This window comes from Burkholderia sp. A9 (genome assembly GCF_000801975.1).
The window spans coordinates 52,926-69,759 of the sequence record NZ_JSZN01000004.1; the positions used below are offsets into that span (position 1 = coordinate 52,926).

16 protein-coding genes are annotated in these 16,834 nt (G+C 65.8%); 10 read left to right on the top strand and 6 right to left on the bottom strand.

Going from position 1 to position 16,834, the window contains the following annotated elements; translation table 11 throughout:
• Positions 1-15: 15 nt before the first annotated feature.
• Together ceoA and PI86_RS02200 are read right to left on the bottom strand one after the other, a co-directional pair.
• On the bottom strand, positions 16-1,233 hold the full coding sequence (gene ceoA / locus PI86_RS02195; RefSeq protein WP_039318360.1) for a multidrug efflux RND transporter periplasmic adaptor subunit CeoA: 1,218 nt from the start codon (positions 1,231-1,233) through the stop codon (positions 16-18).
• A 31-nt stretch (positions 1,234-1,264) separates the two neighbouring features.
• Complete coding sequence (locus PI86_RS02200) at positions 1,265-2,125, bottom strand: alpha/beta hydrolase (RefSeq protein ID WP_039318362.1); 861 nt, start codon at positions 2,123-2,125, stop codon at positions 1,265-1,267.
• A gap of 173 nt (positions 2,126-2,298) precedes the next feature.
• Between PI86_RS02200 and ceoR the strand changes: the two genes are divergently transcribed.
• Together ceoR and PI86_RS02210 are read left to right on the top strand one after the other, a co-directional pair.
• Positions 2,299-3,303 carry a putative multidrug efflux transcriptional regulator CeoR gene (gene ceoR, locus PI86_RS02205; RefSeq protein WP_039318365.1) on the top strand — a complete coding sequence of 335 codons (1,005 nt, stop codon included), beginning with the start codon at positions 2,299-2,301 and terminating at the stop codon, positions 3,301-3,303.
• A 417-nt stretch (positions 3,304-3,720) separates the two neighbouring features.
• Complete coding sequence (locus tag PI86_RS02210; protein ID WP_014900990.1) at positions 3,721-4,017, top strand: DUF4148 domain-containing protein; 297 nt, start codon at positions 3,721-3,723, stop codon at positions 4,015-4,017.
• A gap of 220 nt (positions 4,018-4,237) precedes the next feature.
• Here PI86_RS02210 and PI86_RS02215 read toward each other — a convergent pair whose 3' ends face one another.
• The 3 genes from PI86_RS02215 to selD form a co-directional block, all read right to left on the bottom strand.
• On the bottom strand, positions 4,238-5,317 hold the full coding sequence (locus tag PI86_RS02215) for a purine-nucleoside phosphorylase (protein ID WP_039318367.1): 1,080 nt from the start codon (positions 5,315-5,317) through the stop codon (positions 4,238-4,240).
• 256 nt (positions 5,318-5,573) lie between these two features.
• Positions 5,574-6,164: a LysE family translocator gene (locus tag PI86_RS02220; RefSeq protein WP_014900988.1), complete on the bottom strand. Its 591-nt coding sequence runs from the start codon at positions 6,162-6,164 to the stop codon at positions 5,574-5,576.
• Positions 6,165-6,236: 72 nt separating this feature from the next.
• Entirely contained in the window at positions 6,237-7,301 is a 1,065-nt protein-coding gene (gene selD / locus PI86_RS02225) for a selenide, water dikinase SelD (RefSeq protein ID WP_014900987.1), read from the bottom strand.
• Between the two features lie 115 nt (positions 7,302-7,416).
• Here selD and PI86_RS02230 point away from each other — a divergent pair, with 115 nt between their 5' ends.
• A complete protein-coding gene (locus tag PI86_RS02230) occupies positions 7,417-8,253 on the top strand; it encodes a DMT family transporter (RefSeq protein ID WP_039318373.1) in 837 nt (278 codons plus the stop codon).
• 260 nt (positions 8,254-8,513) lie between these two features.
• On the opposite strand, the gene pdxR is transcribed toward PI86_RS02230, so the two are convergent.
• Positions 8,514-10,022 carry a MocR-like pyridoxine biosynthesis transcription factor PdxR gene (gene pdxR, locus PI86_RS02235; RefSeq protein WP_039318375.1) on the bottom strand — a complete coding sequence of 503 codons (1,509 nt, stop codon included), beginning with the start codon at positions 10,020-10,022 and terminating at the stop codon, positions 8,514-8,516.
• A 126-nt stretch (positions 10,023-10,148) separates the two neighbouring features.
• Between pdxR and PI86_RS02240 the strand changes: the two genes are divergently transcribed.
• From PI86_RS02240 to PI86_RS02260, 7 genes are all read left to right on the top strand, one after another.
• Entirely contained in the window at positions 10,149-11,432 is a 1,284-nt protein-coding gene (locus tag PI86_RS02240) for a 4-aminobutyrate--2-oxoglutarate transaminase (protein ID WP_039318714.1), read from the top strand.
• 76 nt (positions 11,433-11,508) lie between these two features.
• Positions 11,509-12,978: an NADP-dependent succinate-semialdehyde dehydrogenase gene (gene gabD / locus PI86_RS02245; protein ID WP_039318377.1), complete on the top strand. Its 1,470-nt coding sequence runs from the start codon at positions 11,509-11,511 to the stop codon at positions 12,976-12,978.
• A gap of 366 nt (positions 12,979-13,344) precedes the next feature.
• Positions 13,345-14,292 carry a hypothetical protein gene (locus PI86_RS02250; RefSeq protein ID WP_039318378.1) on the top strand — a complete coding sequence of 316 codons (948 nt, stop codon included), beginning with the start codon at positions 13,345-13,347 and terminating at the stop codon, positions 14,290-14,292.
• A gap of 237 nt (positions 14,293-14,529) precedes the next feature.
• On the top strand, positions 14,530-15,189 hold the full coding sequence (locus PI86_RS02255) for a hypothetical protein (RefSeq protein WP_235362669.1): 660 nt from the start codon (positions 14,530-14,532) through the stop codon (positions 15,187-15,189).
• A gap of 10 nt (positions 15,190-15,199) precedes the next feature.
• Positions 15,200-15,736 carry a PAAR domain-containing protein gene (locus PI86_RS15890; protein WP_082012112.1) on the top strand — a complete coding sequence of 179 codons (537 nt, stop codon included), beginning with the start codon at positions 15,200-15,202 and terminating at the stop codon, positions 15,734-15,736.
• A gap of 4 nt (positions 15,737-15,740) precedes the next feature.
• A complete protein-coding gene (locus tag PI86_RS15895) occupies positions 15,741-16,388 on the top strand; it encodes a M35 family metallo-endopeptidase (protein ID WP_082012113.1) in 648 nt (215 codons plus the stop codon).
• On the top strand, positions 16,378-16,827 hold the full coding sequence (locus PI86_RS02260; RefSeq protein WP_039318717.1) for an OmpA family protein: 450 nt from the start codon (positions 16,378-16,380) through the stop codon (positions 16,825-16,827). The genes PI86_RS15895 and PI86_RS02260 overlap by 11 nt, the downstream gene beginning before the upstream one ends.
• Positions 16,828-16,834: the final 7 nt, after the last annotated feature.

Genomic DNA, 16,834 nt, shown 5'->3' on the forward strand with positions numbered 1-16,834 from the left:
GTAGCGGCGTGCCGCTTACGATTCCGCCTTCGCCGGTGCGGCCGGCTTCGCGTTGTCCGCGAGCGGCGCGGACGGCGCATCGCCGCCCGTCATCGGGACCATGTGCGGCTTCACCTGCTCGCCCGGCCGCACGCGCTGCGTGCCGTTCACGATCACGCGATCGCCGGCGGCGAGGCCGCTCACGATCACGCGCCGGTTGCCGTGCTGCATGCCCTGCTGCACTTCGCGATACGACACGCGGCCCTGCTGGTCGACCACGAACACGAACTTCTTGTCCTGGTCGGTGTTGATCGCCGCATCGTCGACGAGCAGTGCCTGGTGCGGTTCGCTGCCGCCCACCTTCACGCGCGCGTAGAGGCCCGGGACCAGCGCGCCGTCCGCGTTGTCGAAGCGTGCGCGCACGCGGATCGTGCCGGACGACGTGTCGAGCCGGTTGTCGACCGAGTCGATCACGCCGCTGCGCGAGTAGCCCGTTTCGTTCGCGAGGCCGAGTTCGACCGGCACCTTGCGGCCGTCGCGTGCGCCGTTGATGTATTGCAGGTAGGTCTGCTCGTCCGCGTCGAACGACGCGTAGATCGGCGACACCGACACCAGCGTCGTCAGCGGCGCGGCGGATGCCCCGGCCGACACGACGTTGCCGACCGTGATCTCCGCGCGCGACACGCGGCCCGAGACCGGTGCCGTGATCCGCGTATAGCCGAGGTTGATGCGGGCCGTTTCCAGCGCGGCGTCGGCCGCCTTGAGGTTCGCGTTCGCTTCGCGCGCGGCGTTCTGCTTCTCGTCGTAGTCGCGCTTCGCGATCGCGTTGTCGCCGATCAGCCGCTGCGCGCGCTGCCAGTCGCTCTGCGCGTAGCCGTTGCGTGCCTGCGCGGCCGCGAGCTGCGCGGCCGCGCGGTCGGCGTCCGCCTGGTACGGGCGCGGATCGATCACGAACAGTACGTCGCCCTTCTTCACGAGCGCGCCGTCCTTGAAATTCACCGCGACGATCGTGCCCGACACCTGCGGGCGCACGTCGACTTTCTCGACCGCTTCGAGGCGGCCCGAATAGCCTTGCCAGTCGGTGACGGTCTGCGGCACGACGGTCGCGACGTCGACTTCGGGCAGCGGTGCCGCCGCTTTCTCGGGCGCGTTCGCGTTCACGCGCATCGCGCCGAACGTGCCGAGGCCGACGACGGCGAGCGTCACGATCGCCGCGGTCGCGATTCGGGAACGGGAGGTGCGTAGGATGGCCATATGGATCTCCGGTAAGCGTGGATTGGTCTGGTTATTCGGAACGGTTCGGCTGACGCGCCTGGAAGCGGCACTGGAAGAAGCGCACGGCTTCCTCGAGCGCGGCTTCGTGCGTCGCGAGCGCCGCGTGCGTGACGTCCGGGTAGCGGATCACCTGCGTGAGCACGCCCGACGAAATCAGGCAGCCCGCATATTTCTCCGCTTCGACGTGCAGCACGTCGTTCTGCGCGGTGACGACGAGCGTCGGCGGCAGCCCCGCGAGGCGCACCGATTCGAGCGGCGCCGCGTATGGGTGCATGCGCTGCGCCGCCTCCGGCAGATAGGCGCGATAACAGGCCGCGCATTCGCGCGCGGTGATATCGGATGAAAGGCGTTCGGCGTCGCCGATGCGCGTCATGCTCGGGTCGAGCATCGGCCCGAACAGCGCCTGCGCGGCGATCGACACTTCGCCGCGATCGCGCGCGATGAATGCGAGACAGTTCGCGAGCTGGCCGCCCGCATCGTGCCCCGCGACGCCGATCTTCTTCGGATTGCCGCCGAACGCGCGGGCGCGTGTCGCGGCCCACACGGCCGCGCGATACGCATCCTCCGGCGCGGCCGGAAAAGGAAAGGCCGGCGCGAGCGAATAATCGACCGACACTACGAGAGCTGGTAAGCGTTCTGCTAAAAAGCGCGCGGCGAAATCGGCGTCGTCGAGCGTGCCGCGCACGAAACCGCCGCCGTGGAAGTAAAGCACTACCGGCAATCCGGTCTTGTCCGCACGCCGATACAGGCGCAGCGCGATGTCCTGCGCGTAGCCGGGAATTTCCACCTCCGCGACCGTCAGCGCCGCGCCGGCTCTGGCTTCGGCGGGCAATGCGGCTTTCAGGAATTTGCTGAATTCAGAAGCGTCCATGACGATGCAGCATCCATTTCGAGATGGAACGAATTCTGGGTCCGGCAGACATTGGGATAAATGCCTATAATCCGGCAACACAATTCAACGCCCCCGAACAATCCCAGGCTGCGTCGCCTACAAAGCGACGCAGCCTCTTTGTTCCGGGGGCTCATTAGATTGCGGAGGTTGTGATGGACCGGCTTCAGGCCATGCAGGTGTTTACTCGCGTCGTCGATACAAGCAGCTTCACCAAGGCAGCAGAAACGCTCAGCCTGCCGCGGGCGTCCGTCACGACGATCATCCAGAATCTCGAAGCCTTCCTCGGCGTGCGCCTGATGCACCGGACCACCCGCCGGCTGTCGCTGACGCCGGACGGCGCTGCGTACTACGAACGCTGCGTGCGGATCCTCGCCGATGTCGAGGAAACCGAAGCAAGCTTCCAGAACAACAACCGGAAGCCGCACGGAAAGTTGCGTATCGACATGCCGGGCTCGATCGGGCGGCTGCTCGTGATTCCGTCGCTGTGCGAATTCCACTCGCGCTATCCGGACATCGACCTGCAGCTCGGCCTGTCCGACCGGCCGGTGGACCTGCTGCAGGAGGGCGTCGACTGCGTGATCCGCGTCGGCGCGCTGCAGGATTCGTCGCTCGTCGCACGTCGCGTCGGCCTGTTCGAAGGCGTGACGGTGGCCGCGCCGGCGTATCTCGAGCATCACGGCGAGCCGCAGACGATCGAGGACCTGAACGACCATAAGGCCGTCAACTATTTCTCGAGCCGCACGGGCCGCACGATCGACTGGACCTTCCTGAGCGAAGGCAAGGAAGTCGAGGTCAAGATGAACAGCATCGTGTCGGTGAACGACGCGGATGCGTACGTGACCTGCGGCGTCGAAGGCTTCGGGCTGATTCAGCCGCCGCTCTTCATGGTGCTGCCGCACCTGCGCGAAGGCCGGCTCAAGGAAGTGCTGCCGGGCATCAAACCGCTGCCGATGCCGATCTCGGTCGTGTATCCGCACAGCCGGCACCTGTCGCCGAAGGTACGCGTATTCGTCGACTGGATCGCCGAGGTGTTCGACCGCTGCCCGCTGCTGAGCGGCAAGGGCAGCCTCGACGCGACGTGCAGCAAGCGCACGTTCGAGGAAGCCGAGCGCGCGCCGGCGCTCGACACGCCGGTCATCAACGAGTGGGTCGCGTAATCGTCTGAACCGCGGCGCGCGGGCCTCCGGCGCCGCGCGCCGTCCCGCCTTCGCGCCGCTCCGGTGTCACCTTCCTGGCCCCCTCCCCGCCGCACACAGCGTCTTTCCCGAATCCGCATCACACCTTTGCACCGCGCGCGGCAATCGTCTGCGCACGCCGTTGCGCGAGCCGCGCCATATCGCCGCGAGCCCCGCTGCAGGCGGCTGCGGGCGATTTCGATATAACCCTGCCGACGCTGCGGATCGCGATTGTTCCTCTATCACGACAAATCAATTCGCGTCTGCCGCATTTATCGCGCCCGAACAGATACCTAGAGTAAACCCTGTCGCGCACCTCATAGCGCATCGAACAGACCCGTTTGACGGGACCGGAGCAAGCGCTCACGCGCCAACTCCGACCAACACAGGAGTTACGTCATGAACCGCCGCCACCTTCTCTCCGCCGTCGCTCTCGCACTCGCCGTGTCCGCACCGGCCTTCGCCGATACGAACACCCCGCATGCCGGCGACTACGGCAACACGTCGTGGTACACGCAGCACAACAACGGCCCGCGCACCCGCGCCGAAGTCAGCGCAGAAGTCGAGCAGGCACGCCGCGACGGCACGCTGGCCTGGCTGCGCAAGGCGAATTCGTATCCGCAAGGGCTCGAACTCGCGCAAGGCCCGTATCGCTCGATGCCGGAAAGCAACCAGCTCGCAGGCGGGGGCCGGTAAACGTGCAACGCCGCGCAGCGGATGATCCGGTGCGCGGCGTCGTGATACCGCTGTCGAACATTCGATTAGTCAGTTAGTTGCAGGAGCATGTGATGAACGATCAACTTCCTTCGCCGCTCGATCATTGGGACGACACCACGCCTGTGTGGACCCCGTTCCGGGCCACGCCGCAAGCGCATTGACCTTCGCGTCGGCGTGTCGCTGAAGCCGGCTCCGGCCGTCAACGGCGCGGCACGCTGTCGCGCCACTCGCCCCAGCGCGTGACGATGTCCTGCACGAGCGGGTTGCCCGCGCGATACAGGTTCTCGGTTGCCGGTGCGAAGCCGCCCTGGTCCGCGTAGTTCAGCAGGTTGTCGGCGCTCGTCTGCCCCGCATACGGCCGGTCGAAATCGGACCCGGTGCGCAACACCGCGACGCGCGACAGGTCGACCCGCTTCACGCTCGCCGCGCGCTTGAGCGCTTCGTAGGTCGCGTTGTCCTCCTGCGCGGTCATGCAGTAGGTGCCCTTGCCGTCGGTCAGGATCTTTGTCCACTGGCGTGCGCGCTCGCCGATCAGCGTACCCGAGAACCACGTGTTGCCCGATGACGTGTCGCACTGGATCACGGTCGGCGGACGGTTCGCCGGCGCATACGTGAACTTCGCGCGTGCGGCCTGGGCCTGCGCGCTGTCGGCGAGCACGACGTTGCGCGACAGCGCATACGCGGCGTCGGTCAACTGCGGGTTGAGCTGGAACACTTCGGTGCGGTAGTCGAGCGGCGGCTTGTCGTTCGGGCTCTTCGTATTGATGCCGAGAAAGCCGGTGTTCCAGCCGGCCGGGATCTCGCGTGCATCGAGCTCCCACTGCAGGCTGAAATCGACCAGGTATTTCGACCACGCGGCGGAACCGACCGTACCTTGCGCGGGGTCGACGCCCGCGATGCCGGACACCAGGAAGTACGTGCGACGCAGGTCGAAGCGCTGCGAGAACGTCAGCGCCATGATCGTCGCGGAGGCGTTCGCGTAGCCCATGCCGGTGGTCACCACGCATACGTCCTGCTTGTTGCAGTGAACGGCCGGGTAGTCGGGTGACAGGCCGGGCACGGTGATGTCGCGCCACGGGCCGAGCCGGTCGAGCCATGCCTGGCCCTCCGGACCGAACATCGTGATGATCATGACCTTGACCGGGCGGCCCTGTGCACCGGTCTCGGCGAATGCATCGTTGCCCGCGTCGTTGCCCTGGTTGTTCTGCGCGATCGACGGCGCGGTCGCGCAGGCCGCAAGCGAGAATGCAGCGGCGGAAAGAATGGAGCGAGTCAGCATCGGCGTCCCTTGTTTCAGTAATGTTGGGTGAGAACGGCTCTCGGAGACTGCGCGAGGGAGTATAGAACGCGCGTGCGCGATGCGGAACCCGACTACGAAACGGCCGGCGGCGTGCGGCCATGCAATGCGAGGCACGTGTTTCGCACGCCATTCGACACAAAAAAACATCAGGAATACTATCTGGTTTGTAGATTACGGCGCGACGATAAAGGTCACCGCCGCTCACGAACGTCGACGCTCGACGGCAGCCGATTCGCTACCCGCGCACGATCCCCGCGACGCCATAACCGAGCACGACCAGCGCGGCGACCACATGGCTCGCGGCGAGCCATCGCGGCGACTTCACGATGCGGCCGATCGCGCTGCCGCCGAACGCGAACACGAGCTGCCCGGTGAGACTGCCGGCAAACACGCACGCGGCGCCGAACAACCAGTGCCGATGCGCACCGGCCGCAGCAGTCGCATAACCGTAGAACAGCAGGATGGTCAGCGGATTCGCCAGCGTGACGAAGAACATCGACGTGAACGGGCGCGTGCCCGGCGGCGGCGCAGCGCCGTCCAGCGTGCGGCGCCGGTCCTTCAGCGCCTGCCATAGCATGCGTGTGCCCATGGCGAGCAACACCAGCGCGCCGCTGAAGCGGAACAGCGACAGATGCGACGCGAGCGTGCTCGCGAGCATCGCGCCGATCGTGAACGCGACGACCGCGTAACAGCCGTCGGCCGACGCCACGCCCGCCGCCGCGCGCACGCCGCTGGCGGTGCCGGCGCGCATCCCGTAGTTCGCGATCATCAGCGCGACGGGCCCGACCGACAGCGCGATCATCAGCCCGAACAGGAAATCGTTCATCGGTCGCCGATGCCTTCGAGCGAAGGCATCGATTCCAGCGACCGCCAGCCATCCGGCGTGCGCAACGCCGTGTCAGGCGACATCGACGCGCGCGGGCCCGTCCGCCATCTCGCCGATCACCGCCGCGCGGTCGAAACCGTCGGCACGGAAGCACGCGAGCACGTCGTCGACCGCCTCCGGTGCGCACGCGACCAGCAGGCCGCCGGACGTCTGCGGATCGGTCAGCAGCGCCTGCGCGACCAGCGGCAGCCCGTCGGCGAGCCGCACGTCGGTGCCGTACGCGGCCCAGTTGCGACCCGATGCGCCGGTGAACACGCCGTCGGCGACGAACGCCTCGACGCCCGCCAGCCACGGCAGCGACGCGTAGTGCACGCGTGCGGTGAGGTTCGCGCCGCGTGCGAGCTCGAGCGTGTGGCCGAGCAGCCCGAAGCCCGTAACGTCGGTCAGTGCATGCACGCCCGGCAGCGCGGCGAGCTCGGCGCCCGGCCGGTTCAGCTTGGTGGTCGTCGCGACCATCTGCGCGTAGCCCGCGTCGTCGAGCTGGTTCTTCTTCAGCGCGGCCGACAGCACGCCGACGCCGAGCGGCTTGCCGAGCACCAGCACGTCGCCCGCGCGCGCGGCCGCATTGCGCTTCACGCGCGACGGATGCACGACGCCGATCGCCGCGAGCCCGTAGATCGGCTCGACCGAATCGATCGAATGGCCGCCCGCGACCGGAATGCCGGCCTCCGCGCACACCGATTCGCCGCCGCGCAGCACGGCCGCGATCGTCTCGTGCGGCAGCACGTTGATCGGCATCCCGACCAGCGCGAGCGCGAGAATCGGCTTGCCGCCCATCGCGTAAACGTCCGACAGCGCGTTGGTCGCCGCGATGCGGCCGAAGTCGAACGGATCGTCGACGATCGGCATGAAGAAGTCGGTGGTCGCGACGATCGCCTGCTCGTCGTTCAGCCGGTAGACGGCCGCGTCGTCGGAGGTCTCGGTGCCGACCAGCAGATCAGGGAACAGCGCCGGCGGCGTCGCGCGCTTCAGCAGCTCGGACAGCACGCCCGGCGCGATCTTGCAGCCGCAGCCGCCCCCGTGCGACAGGCTCGTGAGGCGCGGAACGGCGGGCGGGGTGAGGGTGGCTTCGGTCATCGTCGGCATCCGGTGAATAACAACGTTCTATTATCGACAATTCCGCGCGAGCGCGCCGGATACCCACATAATTGATCGCGCCCGCCCTCCGCCGCCTTCGCCCGCACCTTCTGTGATGGATCACCTCTTCATCGGCCTCGTGCTGTGCTCCGCGCTGCTGCACGCGGTCTGGAACGCGTTCCTGCATGTGAGCGAGGACCGGCTCGTCCAGCTCGGCACGATGTCGCTGCCGTATCTCGCGTTCGGGATCGCCGGCGTCGTGCTGCTGCCCGCGCCGGCACCCGCCGCCTGGCCGTATGTCGCGGCGTCGGCAGTGCTCGAGGTCGCGTATTGCTTCACGCTCGTGCGCGCGTACCGCAGCGGCGAGTTCGGGCAGATCTACCCGATCGCGCGCGGAATGTCGCCGCTGCTCGTGTCGGTGCTCGCGTTCGCGGTGCTGCACGAGCAACCGACACCATTCGGCTTTGCCGGCATTGCGCTCGTGTCGTTCGGCATCATGTCGCTCGCGCTGCGGCGCGGGTTCCGGTTCTCCGCGGAAGGCGTGCCGTACGCGCTGCTCACCGGCGTGTTCATCGCGTCGTATTCGATCTGCGACGGAATCGGCTCGCGCGTGTCGGGCAGCGCGCTCGGCTACATCGCGTGGGTGTACCTGCTGTGGAGCGTGCCGCAGCTCGTGCTGGTCTGCGCGGTGCGCGGCGGCCCGCGCGCGGTGCTCGGCTCGCGCACGGCGCTGCGGCAGGGCGCGATCGCGGGCACGATCTCGCTCGCGGCCTACGCGATCGTGATCCTCGCGTACCGGCACCTGCCGGTCGCAACCGTGTCGGCGCTGCGCGAGACAAGCTCGATCTTCGCGGTCGCGATCGGCTGGTTCGTGATGCGCGAGCGGCCCGGTGCGCAGCGGCTCGCCGCGTGCGCGCTGGTGGTCGCCGGGGCGGCGTTGATCCGGTTGTAACGTCCGCACCCGCGCCCACAGTCAGCGCTGGCGTTCACAACAGGTTCGACGCGGGGGCCCACCTCCGTACCGCCACTTTTTGCAATACTGTCCGCGCTCTCTTGTCCTACCGGAAAGCGGCATCAATCCGTTGGCAATTTCTGTTCGATGACGCAGGGGCAGGCCGGCCAGTAGAGCGCGGAAATTCTCTCCGCACGGCGGAGAGAAATCAACATTGGTCTTTGACGGAATCGCAACGAGGCGATCTTGCCGCCCACACATCAAGCCGCCGCAATCATCCTGTTGAACGCCCGCTCGTCGATCGCCTCGGCCAGCGTCGCGAACGCCGCCGCGATCTCGTCCTCCGGCACGCACGCATAGCCGAGCAGCAGGCCCGACGCCGCGCGCGTGCGCTCCGCGTAGTAGCCGGACAGCGGCCGCACGACGATGTTGCGTTCGAGCGCGGCCTGCGCGACCGCGCGATCGTCGACACCGTCCGGCAACTGCGTGACGAGATGCAGCCCCGCATCGCTGCCGAGCGCGTGCAGCGTGTCGCCGTAGCGGCGCGCGACCGCATCGAGCAGCACCTCGCGGCGTTGTCCGTACAGCGTGCGCATCTTGCGGATATGCGACACGAAGTGCCCTTCCGCGATGAATTCGGCGAGCACGGCCTGCTGCAGCAACTGGCCTTCGCGATACAGCTCGGCGCTCGCGGTCGCGAAGCTTTCCGCGAGCGGCTCCGGCGCGACGAGATACCCGACCCGCAGCCCCGGGAACAGCGTCTTGCCGAAACTGCCGACGTAGATCACCTGCCCGGCCGTATCGAGCCCCTGCAACGACGCGAGCGGCCGGCTGCCGTAGCGGAACTCGCTGTCGTAATCGTCCTCGATGATCCAGCAGCCGTGCTGGCGCGCGTATTCGAGCAGCATCCGGCGCCGCGCGAGACTCATCACCATCCCGAGCGGATACTGGTGCGACGGCGTGACGAGCATCAGCTTCGGCGGCTCGGCGAGATCGGCGGCGGACGGCGCGATCCCTTCGTCGTCGACCGGAATCGGCCGCGTGGTGAGCCCTGACACGTTGAGCACGCTGCGCACGCCCCAGTAGCACGGATCCTCGGTCCAGATCGCGTCGCCCGGATCGGTCAGGAGCCGCACCGCGAGGTCGATCGACTGGTGGATCCCGGTCGTGATCACGATCTGCTCGGGCGTGCAGCGCACCGACCGCGACGTGCGCAGGTAATCGGCCAGCGCCTCGCGCAAGAGCGCGAGCCCGCCGCCCGGCGCGTAGGTCAGCAGGTCCGGGCGCAGGCGCCGCCAGTACTTGTTGTGCAGCCGCGTCCACACGCGCGCGGGAAATCGCGACACATCGGGCACGCCCGGCATGAACGCGCCGCCCTGGCGCTTCGACACGCCCGCGCCTTCGACGAGCCGGGTGCCGCGCGCGGACAGCCGCCGCGCGGGCGATTGCACCAGCGCCGGGCCGGCGGCCGGGTCGAGCGGCGCGCCGACGATCTCGTCCGGCGCGCTGTCGGCGACGAACGTGCCGCGGCCCGTCGCCGAGTTCACATAGCCTTCGAGCGCAAGCTGTTCGTAAACCTGCGTGACCGTGTTGCGCGCGATCCCGAGTTCGGCCGCGAGCAGCCGCGACGATGGCACGCGCGTGCCGGCCGGCAGTTCGCGCGACAGGATCGCCTGCTGCAGCAGCCGGTGCAACTGCCGGTAGATCGGCTGCTCGCCGCCGCGCATGAGGCGCTGCGCCAACCAGTCCGACAACACGCTTGCGCGCATGATTGGCTCCTGATTATTTATTGAAATGGCTCTGATTGTCAGAGCCAAATGTGATTATAGTCGCCTCCATGGGCTGCCAACGCGGCCGATTTTTACCTCACCGGACAGAACATCAAGGAGATGACCGTGAAGAATGCCGACCTGCAGGCCCGCAAGAACGCCGCCACCCCGCGCGGCGTCGGCGTGATGTGCGATTTCTACGCAGCCCGCGCCGAGAACGCGGAACTGTGGGATGTCGAAGGCCGCCGCTTCATCGATTTCGCCGCCGGCATCGCGGTGCTGAACACGGGCCACCGCCACCCGAAGATCGTCAAGGCGATCGCGGATCAGCTGAACAGCTTCACGCACACCGCTTACCAGATCGTCCCGTACGCGTCGTACGTCGAGCTGGCCGAGAAGATCAACGCCCGCGCGCCGGGCGACTTCCCGAAGAAGACCGCGTTCTTCACGACCGGCGCCGAAGCCGTCGAGAACGCGATCAAGATCGCGCGTGCAGCGACGGGCCGTCCGGGCGTCATCGCGTTCTCGGGCGGCTTCCACGGCCGCACGATGATGGGCATGGCGCTGACCGGCAAGGTCGCCCCGTACAAGCTGAACTTCGGCCCGTTCCCGGGCGACGTGTTCCACGCGCCGTACCCGAACGCGCTGCACGGCGTGACGACGGCCGACTCGATCAAGGCGATCGAGATGCTGTTCAAGGCCGACATCGATCCGAAGCGCGTCGCCGCGATCATCTTCGAACCGGTCCAGGGCGAAGGCGGCTTCAACCCGGCACCGGCCGAATTCGTGCGCGCGCTGCGCAAGATCTGTAACGAACACGGCATCCTGCTGATCGCCGACGAAGTGCAGACGGGCTTCGCGCGTACCGGCAAGCTGTTCGCGATGCAGCACTACGACGTACTGGCCGACCTGATCACGATGGCGAAGAGCCTCGCGGGCGGCATGCCGCTGTCGGGCGTCGTCGGCCGTGCGGACGTGATGGACGCAGCGGCTCCCGGCGGCCTCGGCGGCACCTACGCGGGCAACCCGCTGGCGGTCGCATCGGCGCACGCGGTGCTCGAGATCATCGACGAAGAGAAGCTGTGCGAGCGCGCGACGCAACTCGGCGACGTGCTGAAGGCGAAGCTGAATTCGCTGCAGGCCGACGTGCCGCAGATCGCCGACGTGCGCGGCCCGGGCGCGATGATCGCGGTCGAGTTCCTGAAGCCGGGCTCGGGCGAGCCGGACGCGGAATTCACGAAGCGCGTGCAGACGCGCGCACTCGAGCGCGGCCTGCTGCTGCTCGTCTGCGGCGTGTACTCGAACGTCGTGCGCTTCCTGTTCCCGCTGACGATCACGCAGGCCGTGTTCGACGAAGCGCTCGTGATCCTCGAGGAAGTGCTGAAGGAAACGGTCGGCGTGCCGGCCTGAGGTCCAGTCAACTGAATGCGCCGCTGCCGTCGTGACGATGGCAGCGGCCGTTTCTTCTTCAAAGCAGGCTACTTATATGAGCACTGTTCAGGAAACCCTGGCACTGAAAGATCCGTCGCTGTTCCGCCAGCAGGCATACGTCAACGGCGAATGGCAAGGCGCGACGAACGGCGAGACGTTCGACGTCCGCAACCCGGCAACCGGCGGCCTGCTCGGCACGGTGCCGGCGATGGGCACGGCCGAGACGCGTCACGCGATCGACGCCGCGAACGCCGCATGGCCGGCGTGGCGCAAGAAGACCGCGAAGGAACGCGCGGTCATCCTGCGCAAGTGGCACGACCTGATGATGGAAAACGCCGACGACCTGGCGCTGATCCTGACCACCGAGCAAGGCAAGTCGCTGGCCGAGGCGAAGGGCGAGATCGGCTATGCGGCATCGTTCCTCGAGTGGTTCGCGGAAGAAGGCAAGCGCGTGTACGGCGACACGATCCCGACGCCGGCGAGCGACAAGCGCATCGTCGTGACGAAGGAAGCGATCGGCGTGTGCGCGGCGATCACGCCGTGGAACTTCCCGGCGGCCATGATCACCCGCAAGGTCGGCCCGGCACTCGCCGCAGGCTGCCCGATCGTCGTGAAGCCGGCTGAAGCGACGCCGTTCTCCGCACTCGCGATGGCCGTGCTGGCCGAGCGCGCGGGCGTGCCGGCCGGCGTGTTCAGCGTCGTCACGGGCGACCCGAAGGCGATCGGCGGCGAGCTGACGTCGAACCCGATCGTGCGCAAGCTGTCGTTCACCGGCTCGACGCCGATCGGCCGCCTGCTGATGGCGCAATGCGCGGCGACGGTCAAGAAGGTGTCGCTGGAGCTCGGCGGCAACGCGCCGTTCATCGTGTTCGACGATGCCGACCTCGATGCGGCCGTGCAGGGCGCGATCGCATCGAAGTACCGCAACAGCGGCCAGACGTGCGTGTGCACGAACCGCTTCTACGTGCATGAAGCCGTGTACGACCAGTTCGCGCAGAAACTCGCGGCGGCGGTCGGCCAGCTGAAGGTCGGTCGCGGTACGGAGCCGGGCGTCACGCAGGGTCCGCTGATCAACGAAGCGGCCGTGCTGAAGGTCGAGGCGCACATCGAGGACGCGCTCGCGAAGGGCGCGACCGTCGTGACGGGCGGCAAGCGCCACGCGCTCGGCCACGGCTTCTTCGAGCCGACCGTGCTGACGGGCGTCACGCCGGCGATGAAGGTCGCGAAGGAAGAGACGTTCGGGCCGCTCGCGCCGCTGTTCAAGTTCAGCAGCGACGACGAGGTGATCCGCCTCGCGAACGACACCGAGTTCGGTCTCGCCGCGTATTTCTACAGCCGCGACATCGGCCGTGTGTGGAAGGTCGCCGAAGCGCTCGAATACGGGATGGTCGGTGTGAACACGGGCCTGATCTCGAACGAAGTCGCGCCGTTCGGCGGCGTCAAGCAGTCGGGCCTCGGCCGCGAAGGCTCGCACTACGGCATCGACGACTACGTCGTGATCAAGTACCTCTGCCTGGCCGTCTGACGGTTCGGGGCCTGTCGCGTCCGTGACAGGCCCCGACCGCCCGGCCGGAACCGGGCGGTCGCGACGCGGGCCGGCGCCCCTCTCCGCCGTGCCCGCGTCACCTTGCCGCGCGCGATCTCGCCATGCGCTGCATGCGCGACTTCGACGCTGCATCGGCCGAACGTCATGCCGTTCGGCAATTTCGTTCAAGTCTCATTTCTCGTTCCGCTGCCAGCCGCTAGATTGAGCATTCCACCTCGATCCGGTTTGCCCGCGCATGAACACTTCTCCCGTCCGCCTGACCTGCGTAACACCCGCGCGCAGCATCCCCGCACCGCTGCCATGTACCCGCCCCGGAATCGCGATTCGCACGCAAGGAGCCCGCACATGATCGTCAGAACAACCGATCGTCGCACGGGCCCGCCGGTGGAAAAGTCCGGCGGCCCGAGCAATCACCAGCCGTTCAACGTCGTCTACGACGGTCCCGCCCTCGGCGAGCACCGGATGGACGTGCGTGACCTCGCGCCGGTGCTGCTCGCGATCGCCGATCTGTTCGCGTCCGCCAACAAGGAACTCAATGGCGAGCACTCGGCGGTTCGTCTCGAGGTCAGGGGCAGCTTCAAGGCTGGCTCGTTCTACGCCGAACTGATCTTCGTCCAGTCGCTCGCGAGCCAGATCCGCGACCTGTTCGCGGGGCCGAACGCCAATGCGTTCAGCAACGCGCTGGCGATCCTCGCCGCACTGGGGATTGTCGGAGGCGGCGGCCTGATTGGCCTCATCCGCACGCTGCGCGGGCGCAAACCACTCCGCACCGAGCCGGATGGAACGAACGTCAGGATCTGGACGTCCGAGCAGGAATGCTTCGTCGTCGATGAACCGATCGTCCGGCTGTATCGGAACCGCGCCGTTCGCGTCAGCCTGCAGAAAGTGCTGTCGCCGCTCGAGCGCGACGGCATCGACAGCTTCGGCATCGTGCGCGACGACATCGTCGAACTCTCGATCGAGCGCGACGAACTCGGTACGTTCGCGAGCAGCGACGATCCCGGTGAGGTGGTCACCGACACCATCGCGCGCAAGATGCTGACGCTCGAATCCGTCGTGTTCAAGGACGGCAACAAATGGCGCGTGCACGACGGCACATCCGCGTTCTATGCCTCGCTCGACGACGAACAGTTCATCGCGAAGGTCGATGCCGGCGAGCGCTTCGGAAAGGGCGACGTGCTGGTCGTCGATCTGCGTCAGACGCAGATCATCAGCGCTGAAGGGCTCCGCAACGAATACCGGATCGTCAAGGTTCGCGAGCACCGTGCGCCGCTGCAACCGGCGCTGATCTAACCGTCTCCGGCATGGTACGCAGGCCGGCGCCTCTGTCTGCCGCGCCCGCGTCGTCTGCTGCTTCAGACCCTCCGACGCCGCCCCCCCGCTCGATCACCCTTCGCCTCAGTCTTGATGATCGTTGCCCAATCTCAATTTCAGTCGGAATCCGAACGAAAAATCGTACTCGTTCCATAGACAAAGAAAATATTGCCGTCCACTGTCTATGGCTCGTCCATACATAAAGTATTCGAGTCCGTGGAACAAGCACATGCCGCCTGCCCTTGCTTTCTTCACTCATCGATCCGGCTTTACGCGATGGTGCAGCAGCTACACACGCCGCCGACCGATGCGCCCGACTCGATCGATCCGACGTATAGCGGCAACATGCAGATGATCTGCACGCGCGATCCGTTCATTTTCACCTACCTCTCTCCACTTGACGCGGTCATAGGCTCGAGAACGCTCGCGCGCGACGATGACCATTATTGGCCGATCGATTTTCAACAAGTCGATACCCGTCGCTTCATGGAACAGCATGGCCGGCTACTGGTCGCCGTGAACTATGCATACGGGGCAACCAACGGACGTCTGGTCGTTTCCGATGCGGGGCATCCCTTGATGGTCTACTTCGCTTCGTCTTTTGATGTGCCAATCGCTCGACGCGACCATTTCACGATCCAATTCGAGGATAACGTAGCGGAACAAATCGAAGCCGCCTATCAGCGCGCGGGGATTTCCGGGTTCGGCGACACACTTGGCATGATGCGCACGTGGACCGCCGAGCAGATAGCCGATGCAGAGGCCGAAGCACTGGCATGCATGCCACCAACAGTCACAGTCGCAAGTGCTGCCGTCGATCAATATGCGATCTATGACCCCGAGTCGGGCGAATGGGTCATTACCAACTTCGATTGAGGACATAGCCATGAGCCGACGCGCGATCAGGAACGGCGACGCGACGACGACCGGTGGAATCGTCATCGCGGGCACTGCAAGCATATTCGTAAACAACAAGCACATTGCCCTGGACGGCGACAAAGCGACATGCGGAAATTGCGAGGGCATATTTCCGATAGCAGGAAGCGCGGTATCCGTTGTCGGTAGCGGACGTGCCGTAGCCGTCGAAGGCGACGCGGTACTTTGTCCATGCGGGCAAAACCTTTTAGTCGCGGGCAACGACTGCACGTTTTTCATTGGGGGCGACGGCGGCCATGATTCGGCGCCTCCCTTCACCGGATATTCGGCATTCTCACCCACGCGATACGCGCCTGCATCGAACATTCACAACGATCAATTTGTGATCCGCGATGTGAGGACGAAGCAACCTTTAAGCAACGTGCGCTATTGGATCAAGGATCGATCCGGGAACGTGCTTGCATCCGGCGTGAGCGATCGGCACGGCTGTACCGTGCGCGTGCGAACCGAACGCGCGCAGACATTGAAGCTTGTAATCGAGGATTGAAACGATGGGAAACCAAACTACCGTCGCCGAGACGACAACAAACACCATCGAGGGATCGCAGACGTTCGCGGATGTAGATTTGCGACCGATCTGCGAAAACATGACCAACTCGGAATTCCGTGCGGTGTTCGCGAAGGCACAAGCTAAAGCCGTCGAGAAGCTAGGCGTACGCACCGTCGCTTTACAAAGGTGGTCGCCGTCCGAAAAAGATCGCGTGTTCAAGTGGTTCGGCCGTAACGACGAGCGAACGCGTATGTATCTGCTCACCGGCTTAACGAAAGTGCTTCGCGTAATTCGAGCATTCAACGAAAACAATGTAGTTCGAAGCGGCAGCGCTGGCGATCTGGCGACGGGTTGCACGCCTCATCCGCGCGGAACGGCTAACGAAGCCGCGCATGTATGCGCACCAGACACGGCAACACATACCATCGCCATCAGCGCGCTATTTTGCACGATGCGCCCATGGACCGAAGGTGCTGATTCTCATGTATCTACTATCATCCATGAGGCAACCCACTTCCACGACACCATGGCTTCGACGGACGATCGATACACCATCACGCCATTTCTCGCGCCTTGGGGCCGGTCAAATCCTGACTTGGCAATCCACAACGCCGACAGCATTGCGGGGTATGTTGTCGATGGCGACTAAATTCCTAACCGCCGCCGCGCTCGCGTTGAGCTGCGCACATGCAGCGTTCGCCTGTGACGGCGCGTCGAACATGCCCGCCCATTACATCGATATTGTTTTCGATGCTGATTCGAGTGCGATTTCTCCGACCGAACTGTCGAGGTTGTCGGCATGGTCGAGCGACATGCACAAGCGCTTTCCGATCATTGATACGGTATGGCTTATCGGACTGGCCGAACAAACCGAACGCGACGCGCAACAGCTTGCAACGCAACGAGCGGAAAACGTGATGGCGGTCCTGGATCAGCATTCGATCCGTGGTGAGAAAAGCGCCTTGGCGGGGAAAATTTTCAAGCCGGACGAGTTCGGTCAATCCGGGCGACGCGTCGAAGTGAACGTCAGTCCGGGATGCCCGGACCACTGTTGCCCGAACCTGAATCCCATACCCAAGGCGAAATGACGTAGCA